At 44.5% G+C, this 25246-nt stretch carries 39 protein-coding genes; 11 read left to right on the top strand and 28 right to left on the bottom strand.

Annotated elements, in window-relative coordinates:
• Positions 1-2: 2 nt before the first annotated feature.
• From JKP77_RS03965 to JKP77_RS03935, 7 genes are all read left to right on the top strand, one after another.
• Positions 3-821 carry a CoA-transferase subunit beta gene (locus JKP77_RS03965; RefSeq protein WP_069944879.1) on the top strand — a complete coding sequence of 273 codons (819 nt, stop codon included), beginning with the start codon at positions 3-5 and terminating at the stop codon, positions 819-821.
• Positions 821-2023 carry a 3-oxoadipyl-CoA thiolase gene (pcaF, locus tag JKP77_RS03960; protein WP_202942912.1) on the top strand — a complete coding sequence of 401 codons (1203 nt, stop codon included), beginning with the start codon at positions 821-823 and terminating at the stop codon, positions 2021-2023. Before JKP77_RS03965 ends, pcaF begins: the two co-directional genes overlap by 1 nt.
• Before the next feature lie 9 nt (positions 2024-2032).
• The gene (locus tag JKP77_RS03955; protein WP_202942913.1) at positions 2033-2821 is read left to right on the top strand and encodes an alpha/beta fold hydrolase; all 789 of its coding nucleotides are present in this window, start codon (positions 2033-2035) and stop codon (positions 2819-2821) included.
• 265 nt (positions 2822-3086) lie between these two features.
• On the top strand, positions 3087-4067 hold the full coding sequence (locus JKP77_RS03950) for an IS5 family transposase (protein ID WP_202942914.1): 981 nt from the start codon (positions 3087-3089) through the stop codon (positions 4065-4067).
• A gap of 181 nt (positions 4068-4248) precedes the next feature.
• The gene (locus JKP77_RS03945; RefSeq protein ID WP_218309925.1) at positions 4249-4884 is read left to right on the top strand and encodes a hypothetical protein; all 636 of its coding nucleotides are present in this window, start codon (positions 4249-4251) and stop codon (positions 4882-4884) included.
• Positions 4885-5025: 141 nt separating this feature from the next.
• Positions 5026-5868: a DNA replication terminus site-binding protein gene (locus JKP77_RS03940; RefSeq protein WP_218309924.1), complete on the top strand. Its 843-nt coding sequence runs from the start codon at positions 5026-5028 to the stop codon at positions 5866-5868.
• A gap of 14 nt (positions 5869-5882) precedes the next feature.
• Entirely contained in the window at positions 5883-6155 is a 273-nt protein-coding gene (locus tag JKP77_RS03935) for an HU family DNA-binding protein (RefSeq protein WP_218309923.1), read from the top strand.
• 53 nt (positions 6156-6208) lie between these two features.
• Here JKP77_RS03935 and JKP77_RS03930 read toward each other — a convergent pair whose 3' ends face one another.
• From JKP77_RS03930 to JKP77_RS03920, 3 genes are all read right to left on the bottom strand, one after another.
• Positions 6209-6568, bottom strand: coding sequence for a hypothetical protein (locus tag JKP77_RS03930; RefSeq protein ID WP_218309922.1), 360 nt, complete (start codon positions 6566-6568; stop codon positions 6209-6211).
• A gap of 179 nt (positions 6569-6747) precedes the next feature.
• Positions 6748-7023, bottom strand: a complete 276-nt coding sequence (locus JKP77_RS03925; protein ID WP_218309921.1) for a hypothetical protein — start codon at positions 7021-7023, stop codon at positions 6748-6750.
• A gap of 130 nt (positions 7024-7153) precedes the next feature.
• Positions 7154-7609 (bottom strand): hypothetical protein, encoded by a 456-nt coding sequence (locus JKP77_RS03920; protein WP_218309920.1) that lies wholly within the window; start codon positions 7607-7609, stop codon positions 7154-7156.
• A 196-nt stretch (positions 7610-7805) separates the two neighbouring features.
• Between JKP77_RS03920 and JKP77_RS03915 the strand changes: the two genes are divergently transcribed.
• Positions 7806-8486: a hypothetical protein gene (locus JKP77_RS03915; protein WP_218309919.1), complete on the top strand. Its 681-nt coding sequence runs from the start codon at positions 7806-7808 to the stop codon at positions 8484-8486.
• Between the two features lie 30 nt (positions 8487-8516).
• Here JKP77_RS03915 and JKP77_RS03910 read toward each other — a convergent pair whose 3' ends face one another.
• On the bottom strand, positions 8517-11000 hold the full coding sequence (locus tag JKP77_RS03910; RefSeq protein WP_218309918.1) for a DotA/TraY family protein: 2484 nt from the start codon (positions 10998-11000) through the stop codon (positions 8517-8519).
• 70 nt (positions 11001-11070) lie between these two features.
• On the opposite strand from JKP77_RS03910, the gene JKP77_RS03905 reads away from it, so the two are divergent.
• Genes JKP77_RS03905 through JKP77_RS22650 form a run of 3 tightly spaced genes read left to right on the top strand, consistent with a single transcriptional unit; the run spans position 11071 to position 15760 of the window.
• Complete coding sequence (locus tag JKP77_RS03905) at positions 11071-11823, top strand: type IVB secretion system protein IcmW (protein ID WP_218309917.1); 753 nt, start codon at positions 11071-11073, stop codon at positions 11821-11823.
• A 25-nt stretch (positions 11824-11848) separates the two neighbouring features.
• A complete protein-coding gene (locus JKP77_RS03900; RefSeq protein WP_218309916.1) occupies positions 11849-13168 on the top strand; it encodes a hypothetical protein in 1320 nt (439 codons plus the stop codon).
• Between the two features lie 6 nt (positions 13169-13174).
• Complete coding sequence (locus JKP77_RS22650) at positions 13175-15760, top strand: TraM recognition domain-containing protein (protein WP_218309915.1); 2586 nt, start codon at positions 13175-13177, stop codon at positions 15758-15760.
• Between the two features lie 27 nt (positions 15761-15787).
• Here JKP77_RS22650 and JKP77_RS03890 read toward each other — a convergent pair whose 3' ends face one another.
• From JKP77_RS03890 to JKP77_RS03780, 24 genes are all read right to left on the bottom strand, one after another.
• Positions 15788-15991: a hypothetical protein gene (locus JKP77_RS03890; RefSeq protein ID WP_218309914.1), complete on the bottom strand. Its 204-nt coding sequence runs from the start codon at positions 15989-15991 to the stop codon at positions 15788-15790.
• A 9-nt stretch (positions 15992-16000) separates the two neighbouring features.
• Positions 16001-16207, bottom strand: coding sequence for a hypothetical protein (locus tag JKP77_RS03885; RefSeq protein ID WP_218309913.1), 207 nt, complete (start codon positions 16205-16207; stop codon positions 16001-16003).
• A gap of 19 nt (positions 16208-16226) precedes the next feature.
• Positions 16227-16499 carry a hypothetical protein gene (locus JKP77_RS03880; RefSeq protein WP_218309912.1) on the bottom strand — a complete coding sequence of 91 codons (273 nt, stop codon included), beginning with the start codon at positions 16497-16499 and terminating at the stop codon, positions 16227-16229.
• A 208-nt stretch (positions 16500-16707) separates the two neighbouring features.
• Positions 16708-16839 (bottom strand): hypothetical protein, encoded by a 132-nt coding sequence (locus tag JKP77_RS22520; RefSeq protein WP_274608619.1) that lies wholly within the window; start codon positions 16837-16839, stop codon positions 16708-16710.
• Between the two features lie 30 nt (positions 16840-16869).
• Positions 16870-17097 carry a hypothetical protein gene (locus JKP77_RS03875; RefSeq protein ID WP_218309911.1) on the bottom strand — a complete coding sequence of 76 codons (228 nt, stop codon included), beginning with the start codon at positions 17095-17097 and terminating at the stop codon, positions 16870-16872.
• A gap of 11 nt (positions 17098-17108) precedes the next feature.
• On the bottom strand, positions 17109-17468 hold the full coding sequence (locus JKP77_RS03870) for a hypothetical protein (RefSeq protein ID WP_218309910.1): 360 nt from the start codon (positions 17466-17468) through the stop codon (positions 17109-17111).
• A gap of 9 nt (positions 17469-17477) precedes the next feature.
• Positions 17478-17753, bottom strand: coding sequence for a hypothetical protein (locus tag JKP77_RS03865; RefSeq protein ID WP_218309909.1), 276 nt, complete (start codon positions 17751-17753; stop codon positions 17478-17480).
• 8 nt (positions 17754-17761) lie between these two features.
• Positions 17762-17941, bottom strand: a complete 180-nt coding sequence (locus tag JKP77_RS03860) for a hypothetical protein (RefSeq protein WP_218309908.1) — start codon at positions 17939-17941, stop codon at positions 17762-17764.
• 138 nt (positions 17942-18079) lie between these two features.
• A complete protein-coding gene (locus tag JKP77_RS03855; RefSeq protein ID WP_218309907.1) occupies positions 18080-18226 on the bottom strand; it encodes a hypothetical protein in 147 nt (48 codons plus the stop codon).
• 35 nt (positions 18227-18261) lie between these two features.
• On the bottom strand, positions 18262-18471 hold the full coding sequence (locus JKP77_RS03850) for a hypothetical protein (RefSeq protein WP_218309906.1): 210 nt from the start codon (positions 18469-18471) through the stop codon (positions 18262-18264).
• A 10-nt stretch (positions 18472-18481) separates the two neighbouring features.
• A complete protein-coding gene (locus tag JKP77_RS03845) occupies positions 18482-18694 on the bottom strand; it encodes a hypothetical protein (RefSeq protein WP_218309905.1) in 213 nt (70 codons plus the stop codon).
• Between the two features lie 11 nt (positions 18695-18705).
• Positions 18706-19020, bottom strand: coding sequence for a hypothetical protein (locus JKP77_RS03840; RefSeq protein WP_218309904.1), 315 nt, complete (start codon positions 19018-19020; stop codon positions 18706-18708).
• Positions 19021-19029: 9 nt separating this feature from the next.
• Positions 19030-19419 (bottom strand): hypothetical protein, encoded by a 390-nt coding sequence (locus JKP77_RS03835; RefSeq protein WP_218309903.1) that lies wholly within the window; start codon positions 19417-19419, stop codon positions 19030-19032.
• An 8-nt stretch (positions 19420-19427) separates the two neighbouring features.
• The gene (locus JKP77_RS03830) at positions 19428-19670 is read right to left on the bottom strand and encodes a hypothetical protein (RefSeq protein ID WP_218309902.1); all 243 of its coding nucleotides are present in this window, start codon (positions 19668-19670) and stop codon (positions 19428-19430) included.
• Between the two features lie 14 nt (positions 19671-19684).
• Positions 19685-20005, bottom strand: a complete 321-nt coding sequence (locus JKP77_RS03825) for a hypothetical protein (RefSeq protein WP_218309901.1) — start codon at positions 20003-20005, stop codon at positions 19685-19687.
• Between the two features lie 55 nt (positions 20006-20060).
• Positions 20061-20270, bottom strand: coding sequence for a hypothetical protein (locus JKP77_RS03820; protein WP_218309900.1), 210 nt, complete (start codon positions 20268-20270; stop codon positions 20061-20063).
• Between the two features lie 35 nt (positions 20271-20305).
• Positions 20306-20887, bottom strand: coding sequence for a hypothetical protein (locus JKP77_RS03815; RefSeq protein ID WP_218309899.1), 582 nt, complete (start codon positions 20885-20887; stop codon positions 20306-20308).
• Between the two features lie 18 nt (positions 20888-20905).
• Positions 20906-21136: a hypothetical protein gene (locus JKP77_RS03810; protein WP_218309898.1), complete on the bottom strand. Its 231-nt coding sequence runs from the start codon at positions 21134-21136 to the stop codon at positions 20906-20908.
• A 218-nt stretch (positions 21137-21354) separates the two neighbouring features.
• Entirely contained in the window at positions 21355-21726 is a 372-nt protein-coding gene (locus JKP77_RS03805; RefSeq protein ID WP_218309897.1) for a GntR family transcriptional regulator, read from the bottom strand.
• A gap of 12 nt (positions 21727-21738) precedes the next feature.
• Positions 21739-22581 (bottom strand): AbiTii domain-containing protein, encoded by an 843-nt coding sequence (locus JKP77_RS03800; protein ID WP_218309896.1) that lies wholly within the window; start codon positions 22579-22581, stop codon positions 21739-21741.
• Between the two features lie 20 nt (positions 22582-22601).
• A protein-coding gene (locus JKP77_RS03795; protein ID WP_415859615.1) for an IS3 family transposase occupies positions 22602-24133 on the bottom strand; the annotation gives its coding sequence in 2 pieces (ribosomal slippage) (positions 22602-23671 and positions 23671-24133; 1533 coding nt in all).
• A gap of 176 nt (positions 24134-24309) precedes the next feature.
• Positions 24310-24438 (bottom strand): hypothetical protein, encoded by a 129-nt coding sequence (locus JKP77_RS22515; RefSeq protein ID WP_274608618.1) that lies wholly within the window; start codon positions 24436-24438, stop codon positions 24310-24312.
• A gap of 207 nt (positions 24439-24645) precedes the next feature.
• Complete coding sequence (locus tag JKP77_RS03785) at positions 24646-24852, bottom strand: hypothetical protein (RefSeq protein WP_218309895.1); 207 nt, start codon at positions 24850-24852, stop codon at positions 24646-24648.
• A 25-nt stretch (positions 24853-24877) separates the two neighbouring features.
• On the bottom strand, positions 24878-25210 hold the full coding sequence (locus tag JKP77_RS03780; RefSeq protein ID WP_218309894.1) for a helix-turn-helix domain-containing protein: 333 nt from the start codon (positions 25208-25210) through the stop codon (positions 24878-24880).
• Between the last annotated feature and the right edge of the window lie 36 nt (positions 25211-25246).

The following is a 25246-nucleotide window of genomic DNA, read 5'->3' as shown; positions in this document are numbered from 1 at the left end:
TCATGACCGAACAATATACTTCAGACGAAATGATGACGATTACCGCTGCCCGTGCTCTGAATAACAATTCGACTTGTTTTGTGGGCATTGGCTTACCAAGTGCTGCAGCGAACTTAGCACGCCTTACTCATGCCCCTGACATAACACTTATTTACGAGTCAGGTACCATAGAAACCAAGCCGCAGGTTTTGCCTTTATCTATTGGGGATGGTGAACTTTGTGAGTCGGCGCTTACCACCGTTTCGGTTCCCGAAATGTTCCGTTACTGGCTGCAAGGCGGTCATATTGATGTGGGTTTCCTTGGCACCGCACAAGTAGACCGATACGGCAACATTAACACCACAGTTATCGCTGCATCGCACAAAGACAGTGGCCCTGATGGCGCTCACAGTTATGCCAACCCTAAAGTTCGCCTTCCTGGCGGTGGCGGTGCACCAGAAATTTCAACCAATGCCAAAGAAGTGATCATCACCGTAAGGCATTCAAAGCGCACTTTTGTTAAAGATGTCGACTTCATTACCACATTGGGTTTTGGTCGAGACGGCCAAGGCCGCAAAGGCAAATCTACGCTGGGTAAAGGCCCCACTTTGGTGATTTCTGACCTTTGTATATTAAAGCCAGAAGATGAAACCAATGAACTTATTGTGGTGAGTTTGCACCCAGGCGTTACAAAGCAACAGGTAATCGATGCCACTGGCTGGGACATTCGCTTTGCTGACACACTTCAAACCACTGATGAACCCACCAGCAGCGAAATCGAAGTATTAAGAGAACTAAAGCGCGTTACTGAAGCGGCGCACAGCCAAACGGAGACTGCGTAATGAACGTTTATTTATGTAACCCCAACCGCTCTTCCATTGGTCGTTATGCAGGTGGGCTAGCCAACATTCGCCCAGATGATTTGCTTGCACAAGTTATTCGCGCAGTTCTGGCGCAGTGCCCTCAACTACCAGCAGAAAGCATTGATGATGCGTTTTTCGGCTGTGCCAACCAAGCCGGTGAAGACAACCGCAACGTGGCTAGAATGGCCACTTTGCTTGCAGGCGTGCCATTTTCGGTACCAGCCACCACAATTAATCGTTTGTGTGGTTCAGGTATGGATGCCATTGGCCTTGCTTACCGTTCAATTGCATCAGGTGAAGCAGACCTTATTCTTGCTGGCGGCGTTGAGTCTATGTCGCGAGCTCCATTTGTGATGGGCAAAGCACAAAACGGATTTGACCGCTCACAGATACTTGAAGATACCACCATGGGGTGGCGCTTTATTAACCCTGCGTTAAAGCAGCAATATGGCACAGAAACCATGCCTGAGACTGCAGAAAATGTAGCAGCGAAATTCTCTATTAGCCGAGAAGCACAAGACAACTTTGCGTATCAGTCTCAGCAAAAAGCGGCAGCAGCTCAAGCGTCTGGCCGCTTTGCTAAAGAAATAACACCTGTGACCTTTCAGCCCAGAAAAGGCGATGCCATCGTCATCGACAAAGATGAACATATACGCCCTCAAACTACATTAGAAGCATTAGCAAAACTAAAAGCACCGTTTCGTGAAAACGGCTCGGTTACCGCGGGTAATGCATCGGGCATTAACGATGGCGCATCTGCCATGCTTGTAGCAAGTGAAGCCGCCGTTGAACGCTATAACTTAACGCCTGTTGCTCAAATTAAAGGGATGGCTACCGCTGGCGTTGAACCCACTATTATGGGTATAGGCCCAGTACCAGCGGTTAATAAATTGCTTGCAAAACAAAAGTTGAGCCTAGACGATATTGGCACAATTGAACTTAATGAAGCGTTTGCAGCACAAGCATTGGCCTGTATGCAGGAACTTGGACTCAGTTCCGATGACTCAAGAGTGAACCCCAATGGCGGTGCCATTGCACTTGGCCATCCACTTGGTATGTCGGGGGCACGCCTACTGCATACTGCCGCATTACAATTTGAACAAACCTCGGCCGATTACGCACTATGCAGTATGTGTATTGGTGTAGGCCAAGGTATAGCGACACTGCTAAAACGCATTTAGGAACTCAACATGGCGACAATATCAGAGCAAGGTATTCACTACCAGTTCATTGAGACTAAGCACAAACCTGTTGTAGTGCTCGCTCACCCGTTGGGTATGAATATGCGTGTTTGGGACTACCTCGTACCAGACTTAATGGTGAACTTCAGCATTTTGCGTTATGACCTACCTGGACACGGTGACAGCGTAGCGTTCCCCGCAAACACGAAAAGCCTTGATGGATCACAGTTAGTTGACGACTTATTAACCCTGTGTAACTCACTAGGTATCGATAAGTTTCACTTCGTGGGTACGTCAATTGGCGGTATGTTAGGTCAACAACTGTTAATTTCCCACCCAGAACGCTTGTTAAGCACAGTGTTAACTAATACTGGGATGAAAATAGGTACCACTGAAGCATGGCTGGAGCGCCAGAAAAACGTGACTCAGCAAGGGCTTGAAACACTCGCAGCTAGCTTGGTTCCAAGGTGGTTTAGCCCAGTGAGTACCAAACGTTTCCCCACGTTACTGTCACAATGGGAAGGTTTGCTAGCGAACGTTGATGATCACTCTTACGGATTATTGTGTGCGTGGCTTGGCGACAGAGACACACATACACAGCTTAAACCTAATGGTGCACCTATTTTGCTTATTGCTGGTGAAGATGATGTCGCTACACCCACCTCATCATTGCAAGCATTGGGAGAAACCCTAAGCGCACCTGTGACTGAATTAAAACAAACTGGGCATGTGCCCTCGGTTGAAGCAAGTCGCGAGTTCACGTCATTGATAAGAGAACACTTAGGAATGATTAAATAACTTGTTATTAATACTAAAATCGCTTTAGTAGTAAACAACACGGGATGATATTCTTTATCAAAGACAAGTGAAAGTTCAAAATAAAGGCATGTTACCTTGCGTAAACTAATTATAGGTCGATGTATACGTACCTATTCACCCCGCGTGTTGAGTTTTTTACTTAATTTAAAAAGCAAATGAATATGACTTAAAACCTTAGGGAAGATGCGAATAAGTGCCCGATGTGAGATCATAGCTGCATAGTAAATCACAGCCATTACCGCCCATGAGCCAACAGTTAACTTTTGCCGATAGTGAGTTTTCCAGCAAGCGCCGTCAGACCCGTAAAGAGATATTCTTATCCCGGATGGACAACTTGTTGCCGTGGACTCAACTGCTGGAAGTGATTGAACCCTTTTATCCTAAAGTTGGCAACGGCCGCCGCCCGTATCCACTGGAAACCATGTTCCGCATTCATTGTATGCAGCAATGGTATAGCCTCGGTGATGAAGCCATGGAAGACGCGCTGTACGAGATTGCTTCAATGCGTCAGTTTGCGCAACTGTCACTGGATAAAGCCATTCCTGACCGCACTACCATTATGAACTTCCGGCACTTGCTGGAAAAGCACAAGCTGACTCGCCAATTATTCAAAACGGTCAACCAATGGCTGTCGGAGTGCGGTGTGATGATGACGCAGGGTACACTGGTGGATGCGACGATTATTGAAGCACCCAGCTCCACCAAGAATAAAAAGAATGAGCGTGACCCGGATATGCACCAGACTAAAAAAGGTAATGAATGGCACTTCGGCATGAAAGCCCATATAGGAGTGGATGCCAAGAGTGGCCTGACGCATACGCTGGTGACCACTGCCGCCAACGAACATGACCTGAATCAGATGAAGAACCTGTTGCATGGCGATGAGGAATTCATCTCTGGCGATGCTGGATATCAAGGCGCAGAGAAGCGTGAAGAACTTAAAGAAAAGGATGTGGAATGGCTGATTGCTGAGCGTCCCGGAAAGGTGCGGGCACTGAAAAAGTATCCCTGCAAAAACAAAACTGTCATCAACATCGAATATTTAAAAGCCAGCATCCGAGCAAAAGTTGAACACCCGTTTCGCATCATCAAATGCCAATTTGGTTTTATCAAAGCTCGCTATAAGGGATTGATAAAAAATGACTCACAGTTAGCCATGCTATTCACCTTGGCAAACCTGTTTAAAGTAGACCAGATGCTACGACGACAGCCAAGATCTGTCTGAAATCCGGGAATAACCCGGAATAAGGTCGAAATCCGACCTAAAACAGCGGTATATTGGCCTAAACTGCAAAATTAGAGTTTAAAAATTAGGCCGGTGATGCTGCAACTTAATTGAGCGCTAAATTGCGGGACTTATTCGCAGTTTCCTTAGCTTTCAGAACTAAAGAAATCTCGCATTTGAAATGAGCTCAAAGCTTCCAATCACCGAAATCTTCGAAAAACTAAACACGGCACATTTAAGCTCACTAATGGTCGCATCAGGCGATCCAATGGTACATATACGCAAATGGCTTATTTCAAACCGGGCATCCATGAGTCCAGAGTGCGCCAATTTTTTCAGTGATCTCGGCGTTAAACAAAAGGGCTTTCTTAAAAATTTGCGAAAGTGGATGTCTCAATACAAGCAAAGACAAGAGTTCATAAACAAGATGGAAAACCGCGGCGATGAGGAATGGATTTCTTGTGCATGCGAAGCCTGGGAAGCGCTTGGCGGTGTTTACGTGAGAACTGTCGACGGACCAGGCGTTTTAGCAAAAGATGATGAACGAGCCGCGTTTTCGGTGGGCGTTGTCACCCATTATCCTGCTAACAGCTCAGAGCACTACAGCCACGTTATCGAAGCATCTTTGCCGTCACAGAAACAAATGAGCGTTTTCATCAGATTGCTTGATAGCTGTGCAATTCCAGTTGTTGGTACCAGAAAACCTAAAACAAACGAGGTCGCTACTATTTTCGCAATATCCAGTCCGTCCACAGACCCTCTGAACCGAAAAGTAAAGGATCTACGCCTTCCAACCCTGGCCAACGCCTTACTCTGAAAACCTCTTCAACGAAAAGTACATCCACCGCTGTCGTTCTCTCTGAATTAGGGTTAGTTTCTACCAATCTATAAACCTAATAATTGACGCGGAATGTACATTTAGTATATATTTTGTGCATGATTATTGGGACACTTAACTATGGCCATCAAGGATATTATTGAGCGGTTGCTAGCCAGAAGCCGAGAGCTTAAAGATATGCTCAACGACCGAGATGTTGTATCAGCATATTGCGCCCCGTTACCAGATGTGGACAGGAATAAACAGCGCCGTGAAAATAACGGTGATTATGAGCCTTCCGGGCATCACTACAAGGCCACTGGCTTAGATATAGCCAGGCGCGACATTGTTAGTTACTTCGCAGCTCCAGGAACAAACACATTTCATCCGAAGTTGACCCCGGGCGCTATTCAATTGAAGCACGCTCGAATGGTGGAAGCTGAGAAACTCGTGACGCATATCAATGCTATCAAAACAGAGTTTGATGCTGACATTGCCAAGTACAATGATAAAGAAAAAAAGCATGCGTATATTCATGACGCATACGAAATGCTAATGACGAAACAGGTAAGCAGGAAAATTCAATATATTCCTGCTGCACGCTCTCTGCTTTCAGTAAGCTTTTCCTATTCAGGTACAACAGACACTAAAGAGGTATCTTACGCAGAGGCGGAAGACTTACTAAAAGGGGACACGGTAGCACTTGAAAGACTGGAAGCCTTTTCGCGCTATCCGATAAGAAAGCGCCGACAGAAAACCAAGCGCATTTATACAACTGCCCTTATAGAAGTACCAGGTGCTATAAGGAATGAGTCAAAGCAACTTCAGGGCGGGATCCCGCTAATCGGGTCTAATCACGCAGATGAACCTATAAGGATCACGCCTTACAAACCCAATAAGCGTCCTCAAAAAGCCAAAATACAGGCGTTTCACTGGGAGCTTATTTGCCCTCATAAGAATTTATACGCAAAAATCGAAAAGTAATTTACGGAGTACACATGAACAAATCTGCATTTATTGAGAAATATTCTCGCGACAACAACATTAGTAAAAAGGCTGCAGGGGAAACCTTTGATTCAGTGATGGCCACCCTAAAACAGGGCCTGGCTGAAGACGGGGTTCTGGCGCTCCCTGATTTCGGTAACTTCAAGGTTGTCACTACTCCCGAGCGGCAAGGCCGAAACCCTCAAACGGGCGAGCCAATGACAATAAAGTCCGGGAAAAAAGTGAACTTTAAAGCTTCAAGTGTACTGAAGAATAGTTTGGTGTAAGAAGCAATTTACGGGATTGTCGGGTGCACGATTTACTTAGACACCATCCCTGGTTAAGGGGCCATGCCCCTTCCAAACTTTGCATCCACGTTTTCCACCAACTGCTCAAATGTAATGTCAGCTTGTTTGACATCATCTGAAGGCTCCGAGTGACATAAAGAAAAATCAGATATCTCCATAAAGCAGTGATCAGGTCCAGCATAAAGGTCAGCTGGGCTGTCTCCTGCAGCGATGTTTGGAAGCCCATAGTCCGCTGCTAAAATATCTTCTTGCGGCATTTCGTTTTTCAGAAATTCCATTACCTCATTATCGTTTAAGGTACCCTCCACGCTCAACGCCACCTCTTGCGTTGTCTTGAAGTTGTCCTCGTCGCGATACATTAATTCCAAGATTACAAATTTTCTTGCGGCCATAACCACTACCTCTGCTTAAAATAGTACTTTTGTGCAATATAGACGTTTCACGGTGCCAATTCAAAGGGAATTAAGAAGGAATACTAAATTGCTTTAAGTAAGCCTGTTAAACGTAGTGAGTATTTCTGTGGTGAGGTTTCTAGCAATGGGGCCTATGGAGAATAGCTAGTGCATGCGCTTCAGGAGGCTAGATCATCCCTACCCAGGAGCCACTGAATAGCCTTGGCGCTTGAGTCAACACCGGTTGTAACCGGTCCTTCCGGTGTCCAGTGTTTCACTATTACTATCCTTCCATATTCGTCAAACCTACCGATTTCTTCGTCTGCTTTTAACAACACGAAAATGGGGTGACCTTTTAGTTTACGTAGGTCAAACTTGGGCCTGCATTTCAATTGATACTGTACACCCGGAGCCATGTTCGAGACAGGCTCCAGTTCGGCTACATCGTGATGCATGGTAAAGTCATCTGAAAACATAGGGGTTGTATTTTATGCGTTATTACGTCTGTGCGCGGTGATAAGTTTGACTACCTGGTAGGATAATGCTGCAAACGTTACTATTACGGGGAGCATCTCTATCATAAATTTATGCGAACCTCATTTGTGGCAGCACGACACTTTGGTCAGAAATTGGGTTTACTTTTTTTTGAAAAGACATTTCAGGAGTGTCTATAGCGGCGTACAAACGGCCAAGCGCATTTTTTAACTTATCATCTGAGACTAAAGACATGATGTTTCCTGATAGTCCTTTAACCAGAGATTTCGCCTCTGTCACTGTTAAACCTCCACCAGCGCTCACCTTATTCAAATGATCGAAACTCATGTACTGTGTCAAAGCATCATTCTGAAATTTGGTTACTTGTGCACTGTTTTGCCCGGGTTGATTAGCCGAGTTTTCGACCAGATACATAAACATGTCAATGGACAGTGAACGTAACCCCATATCTGGCAACTCTTTGGGGAATGTGAGCGTGGTTATTCGTGACGAGAACACCGACACAACACTGTCTGTGATCTCATGGCCCAGCTCCGTTCTATTCATGTAGATGGATTCCAATCCAAGACAAAAGTTTTTGAGGTCAAGTGGTGACCCGGAAAAACGGCTACTTCCCATAGCATGCCCAATAGCTAAATGATGCGCAAAGGATATATTTTTTGCACAGCCATGGCAAGTGTATTGAGCAAGACTTTTTGGTACGTGTTGTCTGTTATAATTAGGAAAAAGAAGACCTTTCTAAATGAGCGATATCATTAAAAGCAGTATCAAGTCATCCACAGTGCTTTGCGCGTTAGCCATGGCATCTTTTTGCTTTCTCATATCGACAGTGATTGACCCTCAACCACTGCCCTACTCTATATTTCTTGTTTCAATAGTATTTTCATTAATGGCTGGTTCCTTCAGTTACTTCTTAAACACCAGGATGTCCTTAGGATTAACGTTTGGCGCCTTTTTAGGGCTTTGTACTTATGCGTACGGTGGTTATCTCTATGCCGATAGCAGCGAAGACAAAGATATCAAATATAACCATGTGACTGAGGTAGAGAATAAAGATGAATTGGAGAGATTTGTGGACCGTTCTGCACACCTCCTACCTATGAAGATAGACCAGATGACAACACTCCAGTCTGTTGACTACAGCGTTGAGTCTGATAACTATGTGATGAGCATCAAACTTTTCGATATTGAAGTACAACATATCAATACAAAAGCTTTTTCTGAACAAACACGCGATAGCGTTTTATCTATGACCTGCCCTAGCGATACATTTCAGTTCCTCCTTGAGCAAGGCATCACCGTTGTATATCGATATTTTGATTTAAACGGTGAGTATGTCGCAGATGTCACTGTCTCTCTCAAGCACTGTCAGCAGATAGATAGAAATACAGAGATCGAAAGCAAAACAACGCAAGCAATTTAGGCGACTAAACGCCTGCGCCATTCATAGTGTTTATTTGTTTTTAAAATCCCTGTTCGTGTCGTCGACGGCTTTTTTGGTAGCTGGACTCCCATCGGACACGCTTTTATTCGCTTCTGCCGTCGTATCTGCAGACATATTTTGCTTGTCGATCTTATCCGAATTTTTCTTAATATTGCCTGCGGTTTGTGTTACCGACGTACTTGCTGCGCCAGCTGCGGTAAGTGCCGCGTTCTTAGCGTGATCTTCACCGAAGTTGTTAGAGTGATTTGAACCCGTCCACTTCGATAGCTCATTAGAAATTTCAAAAATCAAACCAAAACACTTCCAGATCAAGATAGTGTAGACTGTGCCATACACCACAAAGACCCCCGCTAACTGTGTAAGCCCAAATCCCGAAATTGAGCCGGCATCATGAACGCCACCTATGCTGTCGAAAAAACTAATAGATACCAACCATCCAAAGGATTTCATCAACACCATTCCTGTAAAATAACCGATGATCATGAAAGCCGGCATCAGCAGAAGGTTAACTGCCATGCTATAGCCACTACCAGCCCTTCCCATCAGACCGTCTCCCTTTGGCATGGCCCCCATGGCATACCAAAACGGAGCGTGATAGAGCGCCGTCGCCCAGTAGATGAAAAATGAAAACACCGCGACATAACCAAATATAATTGGGATGGCCGGAATGATATAAGCATACGTGAAACCGAGTCCAAATAGTGGTATCAGGCCTACCCATAGTTTCGCAATCATTGACCCTACATAAGACTTTATACCTTCAAATATTCCATCAATTACTGGGATCCGTGATGCTGCTACTGCGGCTCCATCTGCCGAAGCCTTGATAGTATTCGTGAGAGCAAACATACCCTCGGTAATAGTTATCATCCAGTCACCAAGTGTTTTCACTTCCAAAATCGGATCTGGGTTCGTTTGTCTTGGGAGTTCCGTCAGTGTTTGGGTAAAAGAAATGATAATATTGTTGAGCCAGCCGTCTGAAAACTCTCTATCATCCACCATGGCGCCCAATGCATTCGAGTACAGGATGTTTGTCTCCCGATATAAGTCTTTGAATACCCGATTAACAGCACTTTCAGCTTCAGCGACTTTTTCAGAGCGGTCGCAAAACCAGTCTATCCAGGCATCTTCACAAAACTTTATGTCCCATGGAACAACGACCTCATTACCGAGCACGTCTGCTACGGCTGCAGATGTTTTCTCCTGCATTCCGGTGAGGTCATAGTAAAAACGGAAAAAGAATGCGAAACCGTAACGGCTCGCCCTGTCAATGAAGTCGCTATTGAGAGCGGTTATCTGAGTTTTTACAGCATCACTATTGATAACCCCCGTGATACTCAAATAGAAAGCCTCTCTCGCAGCTTCCAAGCTGTTGGCTTCTGCCTGAGTAAGGATCTCTAAATTTTCTGTGGGTGACGGGTTTAATTGCTCATCCACAATTCTATGGATAAAGCTATTTTCTGCAGTGCCAATTCCAACAATGGTATTGTAGAAATCCGCTATCGCGCCGTCAGTAATAAGGTGCGCGTAAAGAGCGCTCTTTATAACGTCTTCATGAGTTTCTGCAGTTTCCACCGTTTCATAATCTAAAAGAAAGCTTCCACACGCTCTGCGACCAACTATAACTTCTACCCCCTGAGGTATTTCCACCTCAGTAGCCCCCGGGCCCGCGCCCCCGGATAGTCTTACGACATGATCGCGGACTTCAATACCGGGTGTTGGATATGTGCCGCTCTCCTGTGCGTTAAGCACTTGGCCATATGCATCACAGAATGAAGCTTCCATTAGGCCTTCAGATAGGGCTATCACATCCCTGTTTTGATATATAACAAGTTGTTCACCAGAAGCGAGGAAATTAACACCTGACTTGAAGACGGTTGAGCCGATTCCCAGCCCCAGCAGACCAGCGAACAAGACGACGACCTGTATCCCACACAGTCCACCAAATCCCGGCCATGGCACCAGAAACGCAGTATGCCAGCTGGCCCTCAATGGAAATAGCTTATGGTCCCAGTCTTTACCTAACAACTGGCCATCTTTACCTGTGTAAATAATTCCACCAGCTAAGGCAGCGAAAAGCAGAATTGAAGTAAAAAACAGCGCCAGGCTCGTTGTTATAGTTGCCAGATGAGTGATGAGCGTAATATCACCACTATTGGTATTTGCGTTAATCCCACCGAATCGGGCGTCCATTATCTCTCTGACCGGATCACCGAATGTCATCAGTGCCAGGTTGGCAGCGACATCGTCAGGTCCCGGTCCAGCCATAAGTTCAGCACCACTTATGGCGTAGGAGCTTGAATCGATGTCACTTGCCTGAAAATTTTGGTCCTGAAGGTACTCTAAGAGCTCTTCATTAGACTCCGGGATCCCTCTTTGCCCATTTGATTCACTCTCCTGCGCGATTGATGCCCCGCTACATACCAACGAAGCTGCGACCAACAATAAGCTGGTGAGGCCGCACTTCCCGGTTAATTTACCAATTAAGGACATATCGACAAGCCTTTTGTATAGGTGCTATGATTAAGCACATTATATATCTTTTAAGCATCACAGCAAGCGCATGATAACCGACACCGATATTGATGATTTTATCAATTCCTTATCTAGCCACCTGCAGGTTTTAATAGCTCGTGTCTCCTCTAAAGAGACATGGAGTTCTGATGATGACGCTGAAATCAAAGGTTTGATTAATGAGCTTTCGTCACTGTTAGAGAAAACATCGGATACGACGCTATCAAGAGCCTCGCATCTTCTTCTAACAAACGGAGCGTACTTTTCACTACCGCGATTCTTGCGTTTCATAAGCAGCCTCGCAGAGCGAAATCCACGATTAATCAATCAGATGTTGAGTCCTTTTACGGCTGACAAAATTCCTGATGGAAAAGTGTATCTGTCGACTGTTATTAACCGTTTGCGATATATGGTCCAGTCTATTTTGGTGGGTGAAATTTTCGATCCAGAGACCATGAAGCGAATTCAGGTGGCCGTTCTTGATCATGAGCGTGAAAGTCTCACTGCTAAGCCGCACTCTCCTGCAGAAAGCTTTATCGATTTGTCGGGTGACGAACCGTTTAGTTCTCAGGATTCAACTCCGACCTCAGAAAGCGTTATCCCTGAAAATAAATTAAACGACGTCATAAGGCGGCGGATCAACGAAGCCAAATCGACGCAAGAGTCACGTGCGGATGCACCTCATAATGAACCCGCTGAGGCAGTCCCTCGCCCTATTGGGTATCAAATTAAAACTGCAGAAGTCCATGAAATCCTCCAATCCCTAACAAACCCAGAAGCGGAGTCCGGCAACGATGAATAATTCGAAAGTAATATGTAACCCTTCTATGAAAATCACCACTTTCGGTCTTCTTTGGCTGGTGGCTGCCTCTAACTCGTATGCAACCCCTGTTGGGGATCACCTGACTGAGGAAGAAAAAAGGGCTATCGCTGAGCGAAGGCAGGCATATAGAGACGAAGCTATGAAGCATTGGCCGGGTGGCGGCGATGGCGGCGCTCAGTCTTGTGATGTGGGACAAGTTCACGAGCAGCTTATGGACCGGTTTAAATTACCAGAGATCCCCTCCTCGCTGGAGGACTGTGGGATTGGGGGATTTCTTAATTTTGATTTCTCTTTTGGTATCGGCGATATAGATCTGAGCTCACTGTTTTGTGACTTTGCCCAGGACGCCATAGGCTCGTTTAAGGAAAGCATGAAAGTTGACTTCAAGCTGGACCAAAACGGGGTCAGCATTAATTCGCCGATTTACTCAATGAATACGAAGGGCGTAGACGATATGGCCGAAGAACTGCTGTATGGTTCAACTGGCGTTGATAAGAACGGCCAAGGCTTACTCGGTGATGTTGAGGACGCCTACCGGGATACAACGAAAAGCATCAAAAGAACCTTCAGTGATGACTCTCGACAATCAACAGGGGGCTGGAGAAGCGGGTCTGGTAAATCTGCACAAGAGCAATTCCAAGACGCTGTTCGGGGAAACAGTAGCGTTGATATTGATAAGATGCAGCAAAACCTGGAAAACATCAAAAACGTCGAAACTCGTGGCAAGGTTAACACCACGCCTGGCAACACTACCATAAGAGACATGGACGGAAACCAACAGAGTATTGGCGGCAGCATAGGGGATGTAGAACTTACCGACGCCCAGTTAGATAAACTGTCACGGATCCCAGAGGACATGTTAAAGAGAATGTCAGAAGAGAATCTGGCGGGTTACCTGAATTTAACTGAGATGCAGGTCCGGTCGCTCCGAGCGGATATACCAACACCAACACGACCAAAAGTCGGTGGTGGCCAAGGCGGTACAATTGGAGGAGGTCATGGTGGTACCAAACACAATGATTTGCCTGTGCAGCCCAGATATTCCACTTCTTCGGCACGATCTAACCTGACGCCATCATTTACTGAATCTCTTACCAGCCAGCAGAAGCAACGCCTCGAAATGCTTTCGGACGATAAAGTGGAAAGTATGACAATTGCCGATATGTCTGACTACTTAAGACTAAATCGGAAACAACGTGATGCTCTCAAGTCTGGTGGGACCGGCAGGCAGGGAATTAGCCCGGTAAAGCCTAAAGTCGATACAAGCGGCGATGAGGACCCGGTGAAAAATCTCCAAGAATTGCTGTTCAATCGCGAAAGGTAAACCGCTGTGCGTAATCCATCATTAAAAGCTAGTGCTAAATCTCACGTAAAGACAGATCTCGGCCTCTGGGATCAGTTCGGGAAAGCTTTTACTAAGCGGAAAGTTGGGACAGCAATGGTTGCTGCGGGTATTGGCATTGGGGTGATGGAGATGCACTTCGGTATCAAAGTAGGAGCTGGGATGTGGGCATTTATTGGCTCTGTCCCGTTCTATCTATATCACAGGAAAAAGCGTCTCTCTCTTACTATTCATTTACCCCTATCGTCCGGCATTAAACATGATCCGAACAATAGGCAGCCGAAGCATAAAGGCAATCCTATGGGAATAGGTAAAGCCGAAGGCGTTGTTTATTACGGCAATGATATTGATACAAACGAAGAAGTATGGGTATCGGATAGCGTGAACCGTCAGCACCAGATTTTTCTTGGGACGACGGGCTCGGGAAAAACTGTAGGACAAAGCACGATAAGCACGAGCTACCTTATTATGGGGTCAGGATATAGCATTACTGACGGTAAGGCCGATCTCAAATTGCCTATCGAGCATATGAGCAAAGCATGGCGCATGAACCTGATAGATAACGTCCAGGTCATCAACTACATCAGGGGGGAGCAAGATTCTTGGAACAAAGATCCGCACGGAATGAAGGATTCCAACTCATACCACCCTTATATGAGTTCCTCTTCCGACACGCTGAGTGAAATTACTAAAGCGCTTCTTGATGGCGACGGAGACATCTGGGCTAAGCGGGCAGAGTCCTACGTGCCGGCCATGATTAAGCCTAACGTTTTTCGCCGCGATAAACAGAACCTACTCCTGACCATCGATGTGCTTTCTGACATGCTCATTCTTGAGGAAGCAGGAAAGGTTTTGGGTGACGAGACAATTCCTGACCAGGCAAAGTCACAGCTACTGAAGTTCATAAAAACACTCCCGGGAATGAACGAGAAGGCTTTAAAAACTATTATGGAGGGGCAATCTCCCTCTGGTCGTGAAGCTGCAACCATACTGGACCAGTTTGGTTACGTCGTGATGCAGATAATTCCTATCATGAATATGTTGGCTGGTGACTACGGCTTTATTTTCAATAGTGCTGACTGCCCTACAGGGAACATCGATATGGAAGATGTCGTGCTAAATCGACGCCTTCTTTTGATCCTGCTACCTGCACTTGAAACTTCACCAAGCTCACTTGCTTCACTGGGCCGGATTACCCTCGCTGCTCAAAAGTCCATGATGGCCAAGTCTCTTGGTGACAAACTCGCTGGGGAAGCTTCCAAGAATACCGAAGCCCGCCCCACCACAAGCCCCACAGCATTCTTAAGTGACAATGATGAAGTGGGTTACTACCTTACAGAGGGAACGGCTGTTGCTGCAGCGCAGGCTAGAAGTATCGGATTTGCCCTTCAGTATTGTGCGCAGGATTTGTCCGCAATGCGACGGTTGTCGGATCAAGTAGCTAAAGAGGTCGACAGTATATGGGGAAACACTAACCTCAAAATGTTCGGTCGCGTTCTTGATAATGCCACGACTGATGAGATCATAAAGTATGTAGGCGAGGATTATTTTGCGCGTATCGATAGATACGACATAAATGAAGCTGGGATGTCCAGGTCACTGAAGGCCGCTGGCTATTCCGTTTCGAAAGAAAATATTTTGGACGTCAAAGACCTTCAAAACTTGGTAGAAGGTGAGGTGTACTTCCACTATAACGGGAAGCTAGCTTTAGTCCGCATTCCAATGTTGAGTACCCAGGAGCTGGAATATGTGAGGTTGAATGACTATTTCAGCCTATCTAACACAAGTAGTGGTGAACCGGTCTCAATGGATGACTACAACCGTTTCATGAAACACGCCGCTCGATTTATCAAGGATGAGGAAATCGAGTTCACTGAAACAAATCACAGCCTTCCGAATTCACTCCAACAGTCTGCTCATCTCGTTGAAAAATTCGCTGGTGACATACGTATGGGGACTTCGTATATCGCCGGCACGCAAATGAAACTCGACCTGGATTTGCTTCACTATCATCATGAAGATGCAACTTCTGATTTTGATGAAGACTTCGAGCATGAGTTCGATGACGTCTCACCAGGCCAAGATCCACAGGAAACGACAGGGCCTGAGCAGCTATCGACCGAAGAGTATGGCTTCGATACTGATGAAGACGGCATGCCATTCGCTAACGTCGCATTCGAAGAAAAGGCGGATTCTTCTAAGCCCGGTGAGGATATCACCGGTGATGATCTTGCCTTTACAGACTCCATCTCAGTTGAATCTGAATCCAACTCTGATGAGAGTACTGGCCATGTCATTGCAGAGGAAGTTGCTTCACAAACTCAGAATATTTTCGATACCGTTTTCGGTGTTCAGGGTCGAGATATTGTAGAAAGCAGTATGGCAGAGCTTTCTGATGTCATTACAGGTGATAGTGACGGCAGCCAGGTTGCTAAAGACGTGGTGGAAAACGTTAGTCGCACAGTGACGCACCCTAACCCTCCTACGCTTGCAAAAAACCCTCGTAAGACTAAGGAACAGCTTAGAGCTTTGATTAATGTTTATTCTTCAGAAATCGCAGAAGATGATATTTGATAGCACCCTGCTCCCCGTCCAATTTGGTTAAGCAGGTTCAAGTGGTGGTGCGGGAGTAAGGTCAGATAACTTCCACACTTCCCACTTATCGACACCGATGTCTGGAGTGTAAAAATAGTCACCAACACAATGCCCCAACATTAGTAGTTGACCACTCGATGTTTGCATCAACACTTGTTGATTTCTATCAACACCAAGCGGCCAATTCTGATTACGTTTTAACGCTGCCATTTCTGCCTCTTACCTGCGACTTTTGCTTGATTCAACGGCTTTGAGCGCTGTTCTATAGTCAACGGACTGGCCATTTTTCTTTGCGTCATCCATGACTTTTGCAGCGGGGTATTTCATATAATACAAACCGCCATCCTCTAACCATTTTAATATTCTCATAGCAACTGCAGCTACTATAACGAACGCAACTAAAAACATAGCTACCAACTCAATCATCTAACACCCTTCATTTGTATTAATCTGTTAATTTTTTTGACTTAAAAAAATCTCTCATCCCTATCGGCTTACTTGCTCTTGGTGGGATACAAGGTTCGTGTTCTTGTAAGGTAATCAGACGTTCTGAGATAGGGTTTTTCTTATACTCTTCTTCATTCACATAGCGGTCCAATTCCTCCTGAGTGCTAAAGCGCTCAAAATCACAATTGTCACAACGTACAAAATGATCGTCGATGTGCAAAATACCAGCTTCTCTGCAATTGGGGCACTCGCCACCTATTCTTGAAGACATCTAATTTCCCATCCCTACCTAAACGTTGACCCCAGACAGATATCCGAAGCCACGAGGCTGCTTGCAGCGACCTTTTTCTTGCCTCAGTCTCATAATCCAGAAGGTTCTATATGTTCCAAGTAGTTCACAGGCTTTTTGCAAGCGGGTTGAGGCTTTCATCGTTTTTCCTACCATCTGGTTTTACATTTAGGGCAACACAAACCGACTTCTAAAAAATCTTCTTTTTCAGTGTCAATCCACTCTTCGCATTTGCCGCAATATTTTTCGAAAGCAGTAGTTGACTGGCCTGTAAGTTCTGTTTTTTGCTCTCGAACCCATCGGCCATTTCTTTTCTCGCCATGCCTTGGTGCCATTATGTTTCCCATCACCCTTATTTGTCGAATGGAATGTCCATTAATTCTGGTTTACTTGGATATAGAGCTTCAGCAACCTTTTCAGGCAAAGAGTGTTTAGCAAGCTTTTCCAGGTCACGGCGCACTTCACCAAATTTAGTAGCATCACTGCCTGTCATCTCACCTTCATTGACCCCACGCAATAGTTCCAATGCGGTATTAAGCAGGACTTGGTTCGACACTATCCGGTATTTTTTCAATTCCATGATTTTTCCCATTACCCATTTTTATAAATATCGAGTGCCGAGCCATCTAGTTTTTGACCTGCCTCGCCGGTTGTTGAATCACTAATTAGCAGATCCTGAATTGCACCTTTTACGCCATGCAATGCAGCAAGAGCCTTTGAATAATTAGCTCCAATTCCAGAACCATAAGACTCAGAGAGTGGAATGTACGAACTCCACACATGCCAATTAGGTTCATCTTTGTCATTTACATTCATTGAGTCATGAACGGATTGCGCAGAAGTGGGATATAGTGAAATTGCCCACTCCCAATTCGACAGCGACTCACATAGGTGCTTTTCCACCTTCTCAGGTAAATCGGTACGAATGTAAAAGACGACACTGGTACTCATTTCTATTTCCTACATTCTATTTTTTGCGTTTTCAGCAGCAGAACGAACGTGTGGATGCTCATCTGTCAGTAAGTATTTTCTAGCTTCAGAAGCGCATTTAGAAAACATGGATTGGGCGACAGTAAACCTACCGACACGATCTAGGTCTTGGATATCTTCGATGTTAATTGACTCTTGTTTTTCAAGATTACTTATCATCTCACCACGCAAAGCTGTCATACTGGTGATTATCGATTTATCGCCAGTTCTATAGTTATCGTTTGCAATCTGCCTTAAGGTTTCCATGATGTCTCCTACATGCCCATTTGGGCATTTTCAAACTGCTCCACACGCGCAATTTCATCTTCATTTGAGACAGCGGTAACATTACACCCGCCGACCTGTATTCCTTTGTGCATTGCTTCTGTTAACTGCGAAGGTAACTCAGCATTTTCATCGAACCTGAGTACAACCGTCATTACTTTTTCAGCCATATTGTTTCCTCTATGCCCACTTTCTTGCTTTAGGCATGTTTTTACCTTTGAATTCAAGGCAATGAGGGCATACCCAATTGCCATTTACTCGCTTCCAGCCGCTTGCGGTTGCGGTCTGGCAAATGTCTTTATAATTGTCTATGACAGACTTCTGACTTGCACTACCTGATGTCTCACCACAACCGCTGTTAATGTGACTCCAACACTCAGAAGTTTCATCGAGTCCATGCGCATCTTTTCTGCCCGTGTAAAGCCTTTCAGCGTGATCTTCGCTTGCTTGCTCACACCTAAGTTCCATCCAAACAGACATCGTGTTTCCTTTATGCTGATTCGGAAGGAAATGGAGCGGCATCTAGCAACAGTGGGGAGCATCGCTTACATGCAAACACCGTCGATAGCTCAAAATCTTCATCATCTTCTGTAGATGCTAATCCACTCTTCCAGCCGTCAGTCCCAGGTGCATTTTCATCATCGGGGAACTCAATTCCACAGTTAAAACACTGGCATCCCAAAGCTAAAATTACGCTCATCTGCTGATTCCTATTGCGTCAATTCTTCGAAAAAAGCGTCCCTTAAAGAGATTTCATCAGCGCTCATTTCGTCTATCAGGGAATGAATTTTAGAAATGTATCCGGCAAAGGATTCGTCGTCCGATGGACGTACTTTTTCCAACTGTTCCCTGATATTCCCCAGCGCAGCAAGGTTAATGTTGCAGCGCTCCAAATCTAATACCTGCTGTTTAGTCGCGGCCATCGTGTTTCCCATCATTGGTTTTGGTCTGTATCAACCAACTTAAAAGTCTTTCTGCGCTCTTCAGCCACTTCACTACTTGTCATTCTGGCTTGAGCAATTTTTCCAACCAGTTGATTATCTCTATCGGTGATCAAGTAACCGGCAGCAGAGAGCAGATCCATCGCTTCACAAAGCTCACGATTGTCGCGCTTACCGATGCTAGGCAAATAAAGATGTGCCTTTAAACCATGCGTATAAAGCACATCCAAAGCATTTTCTCTGGCTTTATCTCCGAGCATCGAGCCTTCGGCTCTGGCTTTCATATAAGCTTTGATGTACTTGAACATCTGTATTACCTACCTGATAAATTCTTCGAAGTTTGAGTTCTTGACATATGCGCCTGAACCAACCTGCCTATATACCGTCTCGACTTTAGTTACATACGACCCATCATTTCGTTTAAGTCTGTAATGATCACTTTTGTGCTCGACTGAAAGCGTTTCATGTTTCATTTCCTCGGTATCTTCCATGACGAAAATAGCAGTAACAGACTTTGTTTCAGGGGTGATTTTAAGGCAAGACGTTTTTTTAGTTAAAACGCAAACATTCAATCCCAAGACAAAAGCCGTGCCTTCAGCAAGGTTCGCTTTTTTACCCGAAGGGATGTAGATGTTTGACAACTCTACCGCAAAACATTTATTGATAAATAATACAACCATAAATAACACACTAAACGTCTTTTTCATCGTGTTTCCTATTGGTTGTGGAGCTTCTCTAATACTTGCCTGCGCTCTTTTTCAACCGTTGGCAGATCAATCCCAAAATGCTCATGGATAACACTTTCTAATTCAAGGTTTGCCGGATAGAATTTATCACCATCCCACCGACCAAACTCAAAGCCCTTTTCGCTCATTTCTTCCAAAAACGAACGAATCTGAGTGATGTCACTGTTGAAGGCTGCAAGCTTATCCAGCTCTGGGAAGAGACGTGAGTTCATAGTCATGCTTCCCATTAGTTTGATTTTAGTTTGGCGGCTATAGCCATTTCTAATATCTGTTCTAATTGACCACCAACCCGAGGAATTGCATAAGCGCCATCAGTTTGCTTAAACCACTGCTCAGCACGGGTAGCCAGCTCATTTAAAAGGTGTTCCTTGGAACAATCAAATTCCGCCCCGTTGAAATACTCTTTATTGCGAACAGTAGGCTTATTTAGCTCTTGTAGTTCACGCTGTTCCTCGTGACAGTCTTCACACAAGTCAGAATTTCCAGTAGCGAAACCGCCGCAATTTTTGTGGTAAAGACATTCTATGTACTTCTCTGAAGCGTCCATTAGAGTTCTCATGTTCGATTGGTGTATTGAGTATAATCATAATCTCATTTTGAGACTATGCAAGTCTTTTCTGTATCAATTTGAGACTTTCTTTTTGTGCAAGTAGGTCAATTGCTTCAGCCCCATAAGCTACAGCTTTACTAACTGGTCGTGAGCCATTAGCATACTTGAAGCCATTCGCCCGAGATGTTCCTAAAACCTTGGCAGCTTGTTCAATGCTAAGATTGTACTTATCTGCCCAAGCGTTAAACTCTTCACTTGTCATATTTTCTTCTATTTCAATGAATCATTATTTGGATTTTACTTTTCACTGCATTCAGCGAAAAATACATAATGGCTACCCACTTTTCTTATTTCCACCGCGAAACAGGTGCCATCTAAATCAATAAATAGAGGCCACAGTGCAGGGTTACCCGTTACAGTCCAGACTTCGCACTTTTCTTCCTCAACTATCGGATTTTTCATCTCTCCATAGTCACGAGAAAGAAGATAAACCAAAGATGTGTCCAGTTCCGTGCATAAATCTTCGACAGTATTTGGAGTCTGAATACTGTGAAACTTTACTGCGCAAGGGGGGAGTAAATCCTGATGTAAAACATCAATGGAGTGTAAATTATTGCTTTCGGGGATTAGTTCTACTAACGGTGATGTGTTTGATTCATTCAAACATCGGTTAATGGCTAGAATAAGTTCGTCTCGCTGGAAAAGTAACGTTTGAATTATTTGTTTACTTTCGCGCCCTGCGGTAATCATCAAATCCCAGTTCGCATCATCATCGTTGTACTCAATTGCACTATCTGCTTCATGTTCAATCAAAGAGGTACATCTTAATGCGTAGCAGCATTGCTGAAGGGTATTAACTGTTTCTATGAGTGTTCTCATGATGCATCGTTATTCCAATTAATCTTTAACCACCAATAGTTCAGTGATTTTTTTATCCCAATGTGAACCGAAATCCCCGTGCTCTCTTAGTTCAGAGAGGAGGCTATTGGCTTTATCTAGTTGCTCTTCTAACTGCTCTATTGCTGGCTCCATAAAGGACTCAGCCATACGCTCAAAATGTTTAACATCCTTTTCTGTTGGTTCCACCCTCTTACTCCGCATGAAATTAATGAACAGCTCTCTACTCATGATTATTTCCTATCACTTGTTTTTGATTCTGAACGTTAAACTTATGAACTGGTAAGAGGAAAAAGCACCGGCCAAAATAACCACCCAAGCTAGAGAGTCCCGAAGTCCGAAAATATCAGGTTCATTGTCTAATAACCCTGATAATCCTACCCATTAGCTCAATACAGTCAGTATTAGAAACACCCATGAATAACTACTTTTAAAAACCATCATGTTTCCTACCTCACCAATTTGACTATTTGCGGTTCAAATGAGCGTTTATAGACAGTCGGTTTACCGTGTTGAATATCTAGGTATCCGAAAAGCTTCAAGTGAGGATAGTATTCACGAATAGTAGAGCGCTCATAACCTAGGATATCGGCAACCTCTCTTTCAGGGGCTAACCGCTCACCAACAGAGAAATTACTATCTATGTAAGCAATTAACTCTTTTAAAACTTGGTGCTTATTGATCTGACTTTGCAATTCTTCAAAGATATTTACTCCTAAAACGGATGCGCTCAGGAGCTCTGGCTTATCTTTGAAGGCAACCTCAATTTCCTGCTTGGAGTTACCAGAATATTTTGATAGTAGTTCTAACTGTTCATCCATAATTGTTTCCCATCAAGGCAATAATGTTGAAATCATAGTTGTAAGTTGCGTAGCGGCCACACTCCCTGCAATGCCTTCTATGACACTTCGTGCAGACTTAAGAGATTCGTTTACAATGATAGAATTTGGCTGACTGGACTTGGTTTGAGCTTCAAGTGTTTCAACACTTACATCCAGCTGTTCGCTATCTTCTTCTGAAAGAGGCCAATCAGGTTTGGCTCTTCGAATTTCACAAATTATCTCTACTAATTTATCCGAGCTATCACTGTAAGAATTTGTTTGCGTAGATTGCGTCGTCCCTTGTTGAATAGGAGAGTTACTAACACTTCCAAAATGATTGTTTATGTAGTTGTTGGTTATGGAGCTATCTTTAGCAATATCTTTTTCTCTGTCACTAAACTGCATACCTTCTCCTAACACCCCATTTTCCTCTAAATTCAGCGCCCAATTTAGCACTTCATTTCTAACCGTAGAGAGCACACGAATGATTTCGGTAACAGAAATATTCAGTCTTGCGTTAGTTGAAAAACCTATTCCCCTACAGATTCTTTTTAACGCTTCGCCACTGAATGGACTCCCGAGACTATTATCATGTTTGTGGCCTTCAACCAATGCATCTAACTCACTTACAGATTGCTTAATTGTTCTCTTGGAGAATATTTCTGCTTCTCGGGTAGATTCGAAAATTATAGGTTGCCATCCGTTGTAAGGGTTGAAATAAAACGGCTGCCCAGTAAGTTCTCGATAAGCTGGAATTTCGTCATTCTCACTATACCCGTCTAGCTCCCTTTTCATCCAATCTCTCATTTCGAGAATTTGAAGACGACTGGAGGCCACAATAGCGGCGTTTTTCAAGGTAGTTGTCGCCTGAGCTGTTAAGCTGCTTCTTTTTTATTCTCCGGATTTAGCTCTACGCTTCCGATCTTATCCCAGTTTCTGGTTTCACCAGACCAACGACTTGGATTTCTCACTTTTGCCTCGGCATATAACTCAGTGCGCTTTGCCAGTATCTGTTGGTCTTCACCTTTGTGTCGCTGCTCTGGGGTAACGAATCTTATGCGGCTATGGCGATGTTCGGTGTTATACCAGCGGACAAAATCTCGCACCCAGGCTCGCGCTTCCTCCAGCGACTTAAAGCCTTCACTCGGCCATCTATGGCAGTATTTGACTGTGCGGAACAGAGATTCTGAGTAAGGGTTGTCATTACTGACACCGGGTCGGCTACGTGAGCCGATAACGCCCATTTCAATCATCTTAGCTTGCATGGTCAGGCTCTTCATCGGACTGCCATTATCAGAATGTAAGATTATCTCTTCATTCACGCATTTCTCAGACCATAGCGTGCGTTCTAATAGGTTAGCGGCATGCTCACCAGACTCGCAATCATACACTTCCCATCCCACAACTTTACGGCTAAAAATATCCATTATCATGTACAGATAAAAGAACCGACCAATAACTGTAGAGGGGCAGTACGATATATCCCAGGTCCACACTTCACAGGGTCCCGTAGCCGTAAATCCATCAGGTTTTGCCAGTGTACCTTTGGGTTTTGCTTTGCCTCTGTGGCTAAGCTGATTATTGGCTTTCAATATACGGTAAAAGCTGGATTCCGAACCCAGATAAACTCCCTCATCGGCCAACATGGGCACAATCTGACTGGGCGGTAAACTGGCAAACCGCTCTTCATTGCAGATATCCAAAATGGCTTGTTGTTCTACCTCAGTTAGTTTATTAGCAGGTGTCGGCCTGACCGCCTCCGGGCGTTTATCTGCTCGAATCCCATCCGCATCACGCCAGCGTTGTAACGTGCGCAGGGATAAGCCGATGATGTCACAGGCTTTGTGTTTTCTGGCACCCGAGCTAACGGCTTCGTCAACCAGTGAAACATAGTATTGCCTATCTGAGAACGTGGTTAATTGTCCTCGTCTTCCCCCCAGTAGGCATTTAACTTTTTTCTGAGCACCAGTAGCGCAGCAGTTTCGGCTAAAGCTGCGTCTTTGCGTTTTAGCTCTTTTTCCAGCTCTTTAATGCGCTTCTTATCCGCTTTGCGTTCCTGGGCCTGCTGTTTACGTTTATCCGCCTCGGATTGATTACCGGAGATGCAACTTTGTTTCCATTGCTGGATTTGCTCCGGGAAAAGGCCCTTTTTCCGGCAGTATTCACTTACCTCAACTTCCGACATGGCAGCAGTCTCTATCACCGCAGAAAACTTCTGCTCTGCGGTCCAATTCTCTGGCGTATTACTTTTCGTCAAACTGAAATCGGCCTCTGTATACTTGTCCCGCCAACCATACAACGTAGACAGGCTAATACCTTCTCTTTGCGCAAACTGGCGTAATGATAAACCGCTTTCAATCAACTTACTAACCACTGCCTTTTTATGTTCTTCTGGATAATGTCTCACTCATGCCTAACTTCCGCACCCTGTCTAATACTATGAAAAACTGAGGCGACAACTATCCTGACACAGGGGGATAGCTTTCCGCAATAATGCAGAAACCTCAAAGTTAGAATCTGAAGCATGTTCGATAATTTCAGATATCAGCCCTGTCATTGTAATTCCAATATCGTTAATTAAGGTCAAAACGGGCTTTTCAGCCAGTCAGTGACAACGTTCATCTGCTTTTCATCCAAGTGAGCGGCAGCGTCGGTGAAGTCAAAATTAAATTGATTATTGCCGCACCATACCCACGCAGCAAATTTTACCATTATTTGCTCACCACTTGATGCAACAGAACAGAATTTCTAGACACTTCCAGAAATAATCTCTGCTTTATTAAAGTCAAATAGAGGCCATAGATAAGGTATCTGTTCTTCAATCCAAGTTGCGAACTTAGCTTGGCTGGATGATAAAGAAGTATTAATTTCCATCTTTTTTCAATGACTGTTATTTAATAATTGTTTAAAAGCTATCAGTTACCGCGAAAAAAAAGGATCTTCAGCATAAGATATTTTAGCTAACCTCTTAGCCCTCATCCGTTCTGCCATCTTCTTATCAGATTTAAGCTTTTCAACTAAGGCATTTGCCTCTTCAAGTGAATACCCAGTGACAACAATTAGATTATCAAGGCTTACCGAATACTCGCCGTCAACCTTTGGTGAAGCAATCGCTTTTATTTCCAAAACGTATGATTCCTTTATGAATAATTTAGACCATCGCACTCGAGCGCTGGGTATCAGAAACCATCTGAACATCCATAGTAAGTTGCTCATTTTCATAATGGGGTTTGAAGCGAAATCCTATTTTGTATAGGCAGGTCATCAACTTATCGATAGAAAATTTCTCTATCCGGCCATTTACAAGGTCGCTTACTCTTGGCTGAGTGATACCCATTGCCGCCGCAGCTTGCTTCTGATCCCACCCCTTAGCATTCACTATGTCTCGAATGGCAATCATGAGGTCAGAGCGAGTTTGTAACTCTGACGCTTCTGCAGCATCTTCCGTGATGGCGTCAAAAATATTGCTGTATTCTAATGCCATGATTAGACCTCTTTGGTTAACTACCAACAGTTTATA

The organism is Alteromonas antoniana (assembly GCF_019249295.1).
In the GTDB taxonomy this organism is placed as follows: domain Bacteria; phylum Pseudomonadota; class Gammaproteobacteria; order Enterobacterales; family Alteromonadaceae; genus Alteromonas; species Alteromonas antoniana.
Note: the sequence above shows the minus strand (reverse complement) of the source record. Positions and strands in the feature narration are given on the sequence as shown.

Bases quoted from the DNA above. Each gene is read 5' to 3' on its own strand.
- JKP77_RS03900 (WP_218309916.1), top strand. From the start codon at position 11,849: ATGAAAATCACCACTTTCGGTCTTCTTTGGCTGGTGGCTGCCTCTAAC.
- JKP77_RS03850 (WP_218309906.1), bottom strand. From the start codon at position 18,471: ATGAGCGTAATTTTAGCTTTGGGATGCCAGTGTTTTAACTGTGGAATT.
- JKP77_RS03920 (WP_218309920.1), bottom strand. From the start codon at position 7,609: ATGAATAGAACGGAGCTGGGCCATGAGATCACAGACAGTGTTGTGTCG.
- JKP77_RS03950 (WP_202942914.1), top strand. From the start codon at position 3,087: ATGAGCCAACAGTTAACTTTTGCCGATAGTGAGTTTTCCAGCAAGCGC.
- JKP77_RS03860 (WP_218309908.1), bottom strand. From the start codon at position 17,941: ATGGCTGAAAAAGTAATGACGGTTGTACTCAGGTTCGATGAAAATGCT.
- JKP77_RS03815 (WP_218309899.1), bottom strand. From the start codon at position 20,887: ATGAGAACACTCATAGAAACAGTTAATACCCTTCAGCAATGCTGCTAC.
- pcaF (WP_202942912.1), top strand. From the start codon at position 821: ATGAACGTTTATTTATGTAACCCCAACCGCTCTTCCATTGGTCGTTAT.
- JKP77_RS03845 (WP_218309905.1), bottom strand. From the start codon at position 18,694: ATGGCCGCGACTAAACAGCAGGTATTAGATTTGGAGCGCTGCAACATT.
- JKP77_RS03780 (WP_218309894.1), bottom strand. From the start codon at position 25,210: ATGGCATTAGAATACAGCAATATTTTTGACGCCATCACGGAAGATGCT.
- JKP77_RS03805 (WP_218309897.1), bottom strand. From the start codon at position 21,726: ATGGATGAACAGTTAGAACTACTATCAAAATATTCTGGTAACTCCAAG.
- JKP77_RS03925 (WP_218309921.1), bottom strand. From the start codon at position 7,023: ATGCATCACGATGTAGCCGAACTGGAGCCTGTCTCGAACATGGCTCCG.
- JKP77_RS03820 (WP_218309900.1), bottom strand. From the start codon at position 20,270: ATGACAAGTGAAGAGTTTAACGCTTGGGCAGATAAGTACAATCTTAGC.
- JKP77_RS03865 (WP_218309909.1), bottom strand. From the start codon at position 17,753: ATGGAAACCTTAAGGCAGATTGCAAACGATAACTATAGAACTGGCGAT.
- JKP77_RS03955 (WP_202942913.1), top strand. From the start codon at position 2,033: ATGGCGACAATATCAGAGCAAGGTATTCACTACCAGTTCATTGAGACT.
- JKP77_RS03965 (WP_069944879.1), top strand. From the start codon at position 3: ATGACCGAACAATATACTTCAGACGAAATGATGACGATTACCGCTGCC.
- JKP77_RS22515 (WP_274608618.1), bottom strand. From the start codon at position 24,438: ATGGTAAAATTTGCTGCGTGGGTATGGTGCGGCAATAATCAATTTAAT.
- JKP77_RS03905 (WP_218309917.1), top strand. From the start codon at position 11,071: ATGATAACCGACACCGATATTGATGATTTTATCAATTCCTTATCTAGC.
- JKP77_RS03945 (WP_218309925.1), top strand. From the start codon at position 4,249: ATGAGCTCAAAGCTTCCAATCACCGAAATCTTCGAAAAACTAAACACG.
- JKP77_RS03890 (WP_218309914.1), bottom strand. From the start codon at position 15,991: ATGGCAGCGTTAAAACGTAATCAGAATTGGCCGCTTGGTGTTGATAGA.
- JKP77_RS03940 (WP_218309924.1), top strand. From the start codon at position 5,026: ATGGCCATCAAGGATATTATTGAGCGGTTGCTAGCCAGAAGCCGAGAG.
- JKP77_RS03875 (WP_218309911.1), bottom strand. From the start codon at position 17,097: ATGGAATTGAAAAAATACCGGATAGTGTCGAACCAAGTCCTGCTTAAT.
- JKP77_RS22520 (WP_274608619.1), bottom strand. From the start codon at position 16,839: ATGGCGAGAAAAGAAATGGCCGATGGGTTCGAGAGCAAAAAACAGAAC.
- JKP77_RS03840 (WP_218309904.1), bottom strand. From the start codon at position 19,020: ATGTTCAAGTACATCAAAGCTTATATGAAAGCCAGAGCCGAAGGCTCG.
- JKP77_RS03885 (WP_218309913.1), bottom strand. From the start codon at position 16,207: ATGATTGAGTTGGTAGCTATGTTTTTAGTTGCGTTCGTTATAGTAGCT.
- JKP77_RS03835 (WP_218309903.1), bottom strand. From the start codon at position 19,419: ATGAAAAAGACGTTTAGTGTGTTATTTATGGTTGTATTATTTATCAAT.
- JKP77_RS03870 (WP_218309910.1), bottom strand. From the start codon at position 17,468: ATGAGTACCAGTGTCGTCTTTTACATTCGTACCGATTTACCTGAGAAG.
- JKP77_RS03810 (WP_218309898.1), bottom strand. From the start codon at position 21,136: ATGAGTAGAGAGCTGTTCATTAATTTCATGCGGAGTAAGAGGGTGGAA.
- JKP77_RS03935 (WP_218309923.1), top strand. From the start codon at position 5,883: ATGAACAAATCTGCATTTATTGAGAAATATTCTCGCGACAACAACATT.
- JKP77_RS03930 (WP_218309922.1), bottom strand. From the start codon at position 6,568: ATGGCCGCAAGAAAATTTGTAATCTTGGAATTAATGTATCGCGACGAG.
- JKP77_RS03915 (WP_218309919.1), top strand. From the start codon at position 7,806: ATGAGCGATATCATTAAAAGCAGTATCAAGTCATCCACAGTGCTTTGC.
- JKP77_RS03825 (WP_218309901.1), bottom strand. From the start codon at position 20,005: ATGGACGCTTCAGAGAAGTACATAGAATGTCTTTACCACAAAAATTGC.
- JKP77_RS03910 (WP_218309918.1), bottom strand. From the start codon at position 11,000: ATGTCCTTAATTGGTAAATTAACCGGGAAGTGCGGCCTCACCAGCTTA.
- JKP77_RS03880 (WP_218309912.1), bottom strand. From the start codon at position 16,499: ATGTCTTCAAGAATAGGTGGCGAGTGCCCCAATTGCAGAGAAGCTGGT.
- JKP77_RS03830 (WP_218309902.1), bottom strand. From the start codon at position 19,670: ATGAACTCACGTCTCTTCCCAGAGCTGGATAAGCTTGCAGCCTTCAAC.